The organism is Pseudomonas sp. Pseusp97 (assembly GCF_047304025.1).
In the GTDB taxonomy this organism is placed as follows: domain Bacteria; phylum Pseudomonadota; class Gammaproteobacteria; order Pseudomonadales; family Pseudomonadaceae; genus Pseudomonas.
Genome location: NZ_JBGLYK010000244.1, coordinates 1 through 7,736 on the forward strand (window position 1 = coordinate 1; position 7,736 = coordinate 7,736).

The 7,736-nt window shown below is 64.8% G+C and carries 6 protein-coding genes; 2 read left to right on the plus strand and 4 right to left on the minus strand.

The window, feature by feature from the left end; translation table 11 throughout:
* Positions 1-126: 126 nt before the first annotated feature.
* Positions 127-1,446, minus strand: a complete 1,320-nt coding sequence (locus ACCC94_RS25695) for an MFS transporter (RefSeq protein WP_413352442.1) — start codon at positions 1,444-1,446, stop codon at positions 127-129.
* A gap of 259 nt (positions 1,447-1,705) precedes the next feature.
* Between ACCC94_RS25695 and ACCC94_RS25700 the strand changes: the two genes are divergently transcribed.
* Complete coding sequence (locus ACCC94_RS25700) at positions 1,706-2,110, plus strand: acyl-CoA thioesterase (RefSeq protein WP_017521585.1); 405 nt, start codon at positions 1,706-1,708, stop codon at positions 2,108-2,110.
* A 52-nt stretch (positions 2,111-2,162) separates the two neighbouring features.
* Here the strand turns inward: ACCC94_RS25700 and betA are convergent, their stop codons facing one another.
* The 3 genes from betA to betI form a co-directional block, all read right to left on the minus strand.
* On the minus strand, positions 2,163-3,845 hold the full coding sequence (gene betA, locus ACCC94_RS25705) for a choline dehydrogenase (protein WP_413352443.1): 1,683 nt from the start codon (positions 3,843-3,845) through the stop codon (positions 2,163-2,165).
* Positions 3,846-3,973: 128 nt separating this feature from the next.
* A complete protein-coding gene (gene betB / locus ACCC94_RS25710; RefSeq protein WP_413352444.1) occupies positions 3,974-5,446 on the minus strand; it encodes a betaine-aldehyde dehydrogenase in 1,473 nt (490 codons plus the stop codon).
* Positions 5,447-5,492: 46 nt separating this feature from the next.
* Entirely contained in the window at positions 5,493-6,086 is a 594-nt protein-coding gene (gene betI, locus ACCC94_RS25715; protein WP_017521582.1) for a transcriptional regulator BetI, read from the minus strand.
* A 360-nt stretch (positions 6,087-6,446) separates the two neighbouring features.
* Here betI and ACCC94_RS25720 point away from each other — a divergent pair.
* Positions 6,447-7,736 (plus strand): BCCT family transporter (locus ACCC94_RS25720; protein ID WP_413352445.1); only part of this gene is annotated, 1,290 nt, incomplete at its 3' end.

Here is a 7,736-nt window from a genome sequence, read left to right on the forward strand (position 1 = left end):
CCTCTGTAAGTACTTGATTTTCAAGTTCTTTCAGCGCTTCGTCGCTGGGAGTGGTGCGCATTATAGGGAGTTTAAATTAGCCGTCAACGACTAATTTAAACTTTCTGCAAAAACCTGTTCGATTGGTCAATTTACAGCCAAACCCTGTCCTGCCTGCCGGCGTTCCTGGCGCAGCAGGTAGCTTCCCACCAGCAGGCCAACCACGCACAGCGCCACGACATAGTAGGCCGGGCCCAGCGGGTCTTCCTTCATAAGGAGGGCCACGACCATCGGCGTCAGGCCGCCGAAGATGGCGTACGCCAGGTTGTAGGAGAAGGACAGTCCGGTGAAGCGCACTACCGCCGGGAAGGCGTTGACCATCACGTAGGGCACCGCGCCGATGACGCCGACGCACAGGCCGGTGATCGCGTACAGCGGGAACAGCCAGTCCGGATGTGCCTTCAGGCTGGTGTAGAAGGTCCAGGAGACGACGCCCAGCAGGATGCTGCCCACTATGAAGGTGCGACCCGCGCCGAAGCGGTCGGCGAGGCGCCCGGCCAGGATGCAGCCGACGCTCAGGCAGACGATGGCCAGGCTGTTGGCTTTCAGCGAGGTCGCGGCATCGAAGCCGTACACGGTCTGCAGGACCGACGGGGTCATCAGAATCACCACTACGATGCCGGCGGACAGCACCCAGGTCAGCAGCATGGACAGCACGATGGCCGGGCGATGCTCTCGCACCACGACTCCCAGCGGCACTTCCTCGGCCAGTTGCTTGCGCAGCTGCAGCTCGGCGAATACCGGCGTCTCGTGCAGCCAGCGGCGCAGGTAAACGGAAAACAGGCCGAAGATGCCGCCCAGCAGGAACGGAATACGCCAGGCGTAGCCTTGGACTTCTTCGGCGCTATAGACGCTGTTGATCAGGGTCGCCACCAGCGAACCGATGAGGATGCCCGCGGTCAGACCCGACGTCAGCGTGCCGCAGGCGTAGCCTACATGGCGATGCGGGACGTGCTCGGCGACGAACACCCAGGCGCCCGGCACTTCACCGCCGATGGCCGCGCCCTGGATGACGCGCAGCAGCAGGAGCGCCAGCGGCGCCCAGATGCCAATCTGCGCGTAGGTGGGCAGCAGGCCCATGATCAGCGTAGGGACGGCCATCAGGAAGATGCTCAGGGTGAACATCTTCTTGCGGCCCAGCAGGTCGCCGAAGTGCGCCATCACCACCCCGCCCAGCGGACGGGCCAGGTAGCCGGCGGCGAACAGGCCGAAAGTCTGCAACTGGCGCAGCCAGTCCGGCATGTCGGCGGGGAAGAACAGCTTGCCGACCACGGTGGCGAAGAACACGAAGATGATGAAGTCGTAGAACTCCAGGGCGCCGCCCAGGGCGGACAGCGATAGAGTCTTGTAGTCGCTGCGGGTCAACGGACGTGACGCGGGCGCGGCAGGAGCGTTCACAGAAGGCATGGTGCTTGTTATCTCTGCAGGCAAGGAGGCTGCGGCCGGCAGCCGCAGGTGCCGCACCATAGCAAATTGCGCGGAAGCGACACAGCGGCCGCGCCCGCGGGAATTTCAGCCCATCCTGCGGTCGTCGCGCCGGCCCGCCCTCTATATAATGCGCGCAGGCCGATCAAAAGCTGTCCCAAGGCCTTGCGCCGGCAGGTGTCTTGGGAGAGTTTTTCCATAACCTCACCATGAGTACGCCGGGGGCAAGAGGCCCTTACCTATGATCGAGCTCGAACAAGAAGATCCTATCCCGCAGGGCGACCTTGCCTTGCAGATCACCGCCCTGCCGCGCGAGACCAACGGCTTCGGCGACATCTTCGGTGGCTGGCTGGTGGCGCAGATGGATCTCGCCGGAACCGCCATGTCCAGCCGCATTGCCGGAGGCCGCGTAGCCACGGTAGCCATCGACCGCATGGCCTTCTTGGTCCCGGTAGCGGTTGGCGCGCAGCTCTCCTTCTATACCCAGACCCTGGAAGTAGGCCGCAGCTCGATCCGCATGCTGGTCGAGGTCTGGAGCGATGACCCGCTGTCCAGCGAATGGCGCAAGGTCACCGAGGCGGTGTTCGTCTTCGTCGCCATCGACGGCAGCGGCCGCACACGCCCAGTTCCTCCGCGTCGTGGTTGATAACTGAAAACGCCGGCTCTCTCGCCGGCGTTTTCGTCTTCGCATTTGCGAATCAGCGCTGCGGTTTTCCGCGCACCGGTGCTCCTTCTGCCTTGTAGTAGGCGGCCGTGCTGCGTGGCAGCGCCGGGCGACCGCGCACCTTATCGGCGAGTTTCTCGGCCATCATGATGGTGGTGGCGTTGAGGTTGCCGGTGATGATCAGCGGCATGATCGACGCATCGATCACCCGCAGCCCTTCCATGCCGTGCACGCGGCCTTCGCCATCGACCACCGCCATGTCGTCATCGCCCATCTTGCAGGAGCAGGACGGGTGGAAAGCCGTTTCCGCATGCTCCCGCACGAAGGCGTCGAGTTCGGCGTCGCTCTGCTTGTCCAGGCCCGGGCTGATCTCGCGGCCACGGTAGGGGTCGAGCGCCGGCTGGTTCATGATCTCGCGGGTGATCCGGATAGCGTCGCGGAATTCCTGCCAGTCCTGCTCGCAGGACATGTAGTTGAACAGGATGCTCGGGTGCTTGCGCGGATCGCGGGAGGTCAGGTTGATCCGCCCGCGACTGGGAGAGCGCATGGAGCCCACGTGGGCCTGGAAGCCGTGCTCGCTCACCGCGTTGCTGCCGTTGTAGTTAATGGCGACGGGCAGGAAGTGGTACTGGATGTTCGGCCACTCGAATTCCGGGCGGCTGCGGATGAAGCCGCCGGCCTCGAACTGGTTGCTCGCGCCGAGTCCGGTACCGAGGAACATCCACTCTGCGCCGATCTGCGGCTGGTTCCACCATTGCAGTGCCGGATACAGCGAGACCGGCTGCTTACAGGCGTACTGCAGGTACATCTCCAAATGGTCCTGGAGGTTCTGGCCGACACCGGGCAGGTCATGCACCACGTCGATGCCCAGGTCGCGCAGCAGCGCGGCCGGGCCGACGCCGGAGCGCTGCAGCAGTTGCGGAGAGGCAATGGCGCCGGAGCACACCAGGACTTCGCGACGGGCGCGGACTTCCTTCAGGGCATTGTCGTTGCCATGCAGGTAGGTCGCGCCGATGGCGCGCTTGCCGCTGAACAGGATGCGGTCGGTCAGTGCGTGGGTGACGATGGTCAGGTTCGGCCGCTCGCGGGCCTGGTCCAGGTAGCCACGGGCGGTACTGGCGCGCCGACCTTGCGGGGTAACGGTGCGGTCCATCGGACCGAAGCCTTCCTGCTGATAGCCGTTGAGGTCCTCGGTACGCGGGTAGCCAGCCTGCACGCCGGCTTCGACCATGGCATGGAACAGCGGGTTATTGCCGGCCTTGGGCGTGGTGACGCTCACCGGACCGTTGCCGCCGTGGTAATCGTTGGGGCCGATGTCGCGGGTCTCGGCCTTGCGGAAGTAAGGCAGGCAATCGAGGTAGGTCCAGTCCTCCAGGCCCTTCTCCTGCGCCCAGCCGTCGAAATCCATGGCGTTGCCGCGGATATAGCACATGCCGTTGATCAGCGAGGAGCCGCCCAGGCCCTTGCCGCGCCCGCACTCCATGCGACGGTTGTTCATGTGCGGTTCCGGGTCGGTCACGTAGGCCCAGTTGTAGCGGCGGCCTTGCAGCGGGTACGCCAGCGCCGCGGGCATCTGTGTGCGGAAGTCGGCGCGGTAGTCCGGACCGCCGGCCTCGAGCAGCAGCACGCTGACGTCGGCGTCCTCGGTCAGGCGGGTAGCCAGTACGTTACCGGCGGAACCGGCGCCGATGATGATGTAGTCGTATTCCTGGGACATGCAGGCCTTCCTCTTTTTCAGGCACGACACCGCCCGCGACGCGTGCGCGCCGGTGTCTGCGTGTTGGGGATGGCCGGTGGTCAGGGAGTCATGCCTGCGACCGGCCTCTCATGGCTCGATCGCGGCGATCAGAACACCGAGGTGTAGTCGCCCAGCTCTACCTGTACGGATTTGATGCGAGTGTAGTGAGCCAGGGTGGTCAGGCCGTTCTCACGACCGACACCCGATTGCTTGTACCCGCCAACCGGCATTTCGGCCGGCGACTCGCCCCAGGTGTTGATCCAGCAGATGCCCGCTTCCAGGCGGTGGATCGCCCGGTGCGCGCGTGTCAGGTCCTGGGTCACGACGCCGGCGGCCAGGCCGTACTCGGTGTCGTTGGCGCGGCGGATGGCCTCGTCTTCGGTGTCGTAGACGAGGATGCTCATGACCGGCCCGAAGATTTCCTCGCGGACGATGGTCATGTCGTCGGTGCAGTCGGTGAACACAGTCGGCGCGACGTACGCGCCCTTGCCGAATTCACCCTGGGTGACGCGCTCGCCACCGCACAGCAGGCGGGCCTTCTGCTCCTTGCCGGCTTCGATGTAGGAGAGAACGCTCTCCAGGTGTGGGAAACTCACCAGCGGGCCGAAGTTGGTGTTCTCGTCCTGCGGGTTGCCCAGGCGGATGCGCTTCACGCGCTCCAGCACCTTGGCCTCGAAGCGCGCCTGCAGGTTGCGCGGAATGAACACGCGGGTGCCGTTGGTGCAGACCTGGCCGGAGCTGAAGAAGTTGGCCATCACGGCGATGTCGGCGGCGCGATCGAGGTTGGCGTCGTCGAAGATGATCAGCGGCGACTTGCCGCCCAGTTCCATGGTGACTTCCTTGAGCGAGGAGCTCGAAGCGCTGGCCATGACCTTCTTGCCGGTGGAGGTGCCGCCGGTGAAGGAGATCTTCTCGATGACCGGATGCTCGGTCAGCCACTGGCCGACTTCGCGGCCGCTGCCGGTCAGCACGTTGAACACGCCATCGGGCAGGCCGGCTTCGGTGTAGATCTCGGCGAGCTTGAGCGCGGTCAGCGGGGTGACTTCGCTGGGCTTGAAGATCATCGCGTTGCCGGCGGCCAGGGCCGGGGCGGACTTCCACAGGGCGATCTGGATCGGGTAGTTCCAGGCGCCGATGCCGGCGACCACGCCCAGCGGCTCGCGACGGGTGTAGACGAAGCTGGTGTCGCGCAGCGGAATCTGCTCGCCCTCGATGGCCGGTACCAGGCCGGCGTAGTACTCGAGCACGTCGGCGCCGGTGACGATGTCGACGAAGCGGGTTTCGGCCAGCGGCTTGCCGGTGTCGAGGGTTTCCAACTCGGCGAGTTCGTCGTTGCGCTCGCGGAGGATATCCACGGCGCGACGCAGGATGCGCGAGCGCTGCATGGCGGTCATTGCCGCCCAGACTTTCTGCCCTTGCACCGCCGCCTGCACGGCGCGCTCGACGTCTTCCTTGGAGGCGCGCTGTACCTGGGCGAGGACTTCACCGTTGGCCGGATTGATGGTCTCGAAGGTGGCGCCGCTGGTGGCTTCCACGTAGCGACCGCCAATGTAGAGCTTCTGTACTTCGAATCGAGCCATGGTGCAGGTGTCCTCTCTTATAGGTGTCAGCGCAAGGCTGCGCCCGCTATCCGGGGCGCTTGGCCAGTTGTTGGTCGAGATAGTCGTAGGCAATCGCCAACGCCTGCTCGGTGTCGAAGGCGTCGCCCGAAAGCGCGCCCCGCAACCAGAGGCCGTCGATCAGCGCGGCCAGCCCGCGAGCGGCGCTGCGGGCCTGGGCCAGCGGCAGTTCGCGGCGGAACTGGCTGCACAGGTTCGAATACAGCCGGTGGTCGTTGATCCGCTGCAGGCGGCGCAACTGCGGCTGGTGCATGCTGCTGGCCCAGAACGCCAGCCAGGTCTTCATCGCCGGGCCGTTGACCTGGGAGCTGTCGAAGTTGCCGGCGATGATGGCCCGCAGATGCGAGCGCGGTTCGTCGTTGCGCAAGGTAGCGCGACGCTCGGCGACCGCCTTGCTCAAGGCCGACATCAAATGTCGCATCGTTGCGTCCAGCAGCCCGTTCTTGTCCTGGAAGTAGTGGCTGATGATGCCGTTGGAGACCCCCGCCAGGCGGGCGATCAGGGCGATGCTGGCGTCACCCATGCCCACCTGGTCCACCGCCTCCAACGTGGCGTGGATCAACTGGGAACGGCGAATCGGCTGCATACCGACCTTGGGCATTGCGTCTCTCCTCTTCGCCTGGACGTACCTGTGCCGTCCGGCGAGTTGTGGGCCAGTCTATTTTGTTTTTATTGAACGTTCAATCAACTAAGAATAAGCTGCGCTCCGTGAACCTCTCCGAGCCTTGCGTGCAAGCGGGCCCGAGCCGTTCATCGCCGCGCCATTTTCCAACCTTCAAGGATCGCAGAATCCAGGCGGGAAGTGTCGGGTGGCAATGCTGTGTCTGTGGTTTGCGGCCCGTCGCCGTGCCTTAGTCGCGCTCGCCGGCGGCCGCCATGCGTTCACTGTCATGGGGTCATCCTCCAAATGAGTACTGCTTCGCCAATAAAAACAAACGAGCAGGTACGTCTGAATCCGATCGTGTTCTACGGTTCCACCGTGCTGATCCTGGTTCTGACCGCCGCCCTCATTCTCTTTCCCGACAGCGCCGGGGCTGTCCTGAACCGTACCCAGGCGTGGCTTTCGCACAGCTTCGGCTGGTACTACATGCTGGCCATCGGGAGCTACCTGTTCTTCGTCCTGTGGGTCGCCTTCTCGCGCTACGGCCAGCTGAAGCTGGGCGCCGACCACGAGAAGCCGGACTTCAGCTATGGCGCCTGGGCCGGCATGCTGTTCTCCTCCGGCATCGGCATCTCGCTGCTGTACTTCGCCGCTTCCGAGCCGATCGACCACCTCTACCATCCGCCCGAAGGCGTGGCCGGCACCCCGCAGGCCGCCCGCCAGGCACTGCAGCTGACTTTCCTGCACTGGGGCGTGCATGGCTGGGCGATCTATGCGCTGGTCGGGCTGGCAGTGGGCTATTTCGCCTACCGTCACCGCCAGCCGCTGGCCCTGCGTTCGGCCCTGCTGCCGATCCTCGGCGAGCGCTGGGTGAAGGGCGGCGCCGGCCATGCGGTGGACTGCTTCGGGATCTTCGTCACCCTGCTGGGCCTGGTGACCAACCTGGGTATCGGCGCGCTGCAGGTGTCGTCGGGCATCGAGTACCTCACCGGCATGCAGCACTCGAAAACCACCCTGCTGGTCGTGCTGCTGGTGATGAGCCTGGTGGCCACGCTGGCCGCGGTGTCGGGCATCGAGAAAGGCATCCGCCGGCTGTCCAACCTGAACATCGTGCTGTTCAGTTCGCTGCTGCTGTTCGTGCTGGTCTGCGGCTCCTCCCTGGAACTGCTCAACGGCTTCGTGCAGAACCTGGGCGACTACCTCAACGGCCTGGTGCTCAAGACCTTCGACCTCTACGTCTATACCGGCGGCGGCGCCGGCAAGAACGAGGAATGGCTGGGCCTGTGGACCCTGTTCTACTGGGCCTGGTGGATCTCCTGGGCGCCCTTCGTCGGCATGTTCATCGCTCGTATTTCCCGCGGCCGCACCGTGCGCGAACTGGTCATGGGCGTGCTGCTGATCCCGCTGGGCTTCACCCTCGCCTGGCTCTCGGTGTTCGGCAACAGCGCGGTGGACCTGGTGATGAACCACAACGCCGCCGACCTGGGCAAGGCCGCGCTGGAGCAGCCGTCGATGTCGATCTACCTGCTGCTGGAGCATTACCCCTTCGCCAAGATCGTGATCGGCATGTCGATCTTCGTCGGCTTCGTGCTGTTCCTCACCCCGGCCGACTCCGGCTCGGTGATGCTGGCCAACCTCTCGCGCCAGGGC

Coding starts and splice junctions, on each gene's coding strand:
- ACCC94_RS25695 (WP_413352442.1), bottom strand. CDS start 1,446: ATGCCTTCTGTGAACGCTCCTGCCGCGCCCGCGTCACGTCCGTTGACC.
- ACCC94_RS25700 (WP_017521585.1), top strand. CDS start 1,706: ATGATCGAGCTCGAACAAGAAGATCCTATCCCGCAGGGCGACCTTGCC.
- betA (WP_413352443.1), bottom strand. CDS start 3,845: ATGTCCCAGGAATACGACTACATCATCATCGGCGCCGGTTCCGCCGGT.
- betB (WP_413352444.1), bottom strand. CDS start 5,446: ATGGCTCGATTCGAAGTACAGAAGCTCTACATTGGCGGTCGCTACGTG.
- betI (WP_017521582.1), bottom strand. CDS start 6,086: ATGCCCAAGGTCGGTATGCAGCCGATTCGCCGTTCCCAGTTGATCCAC.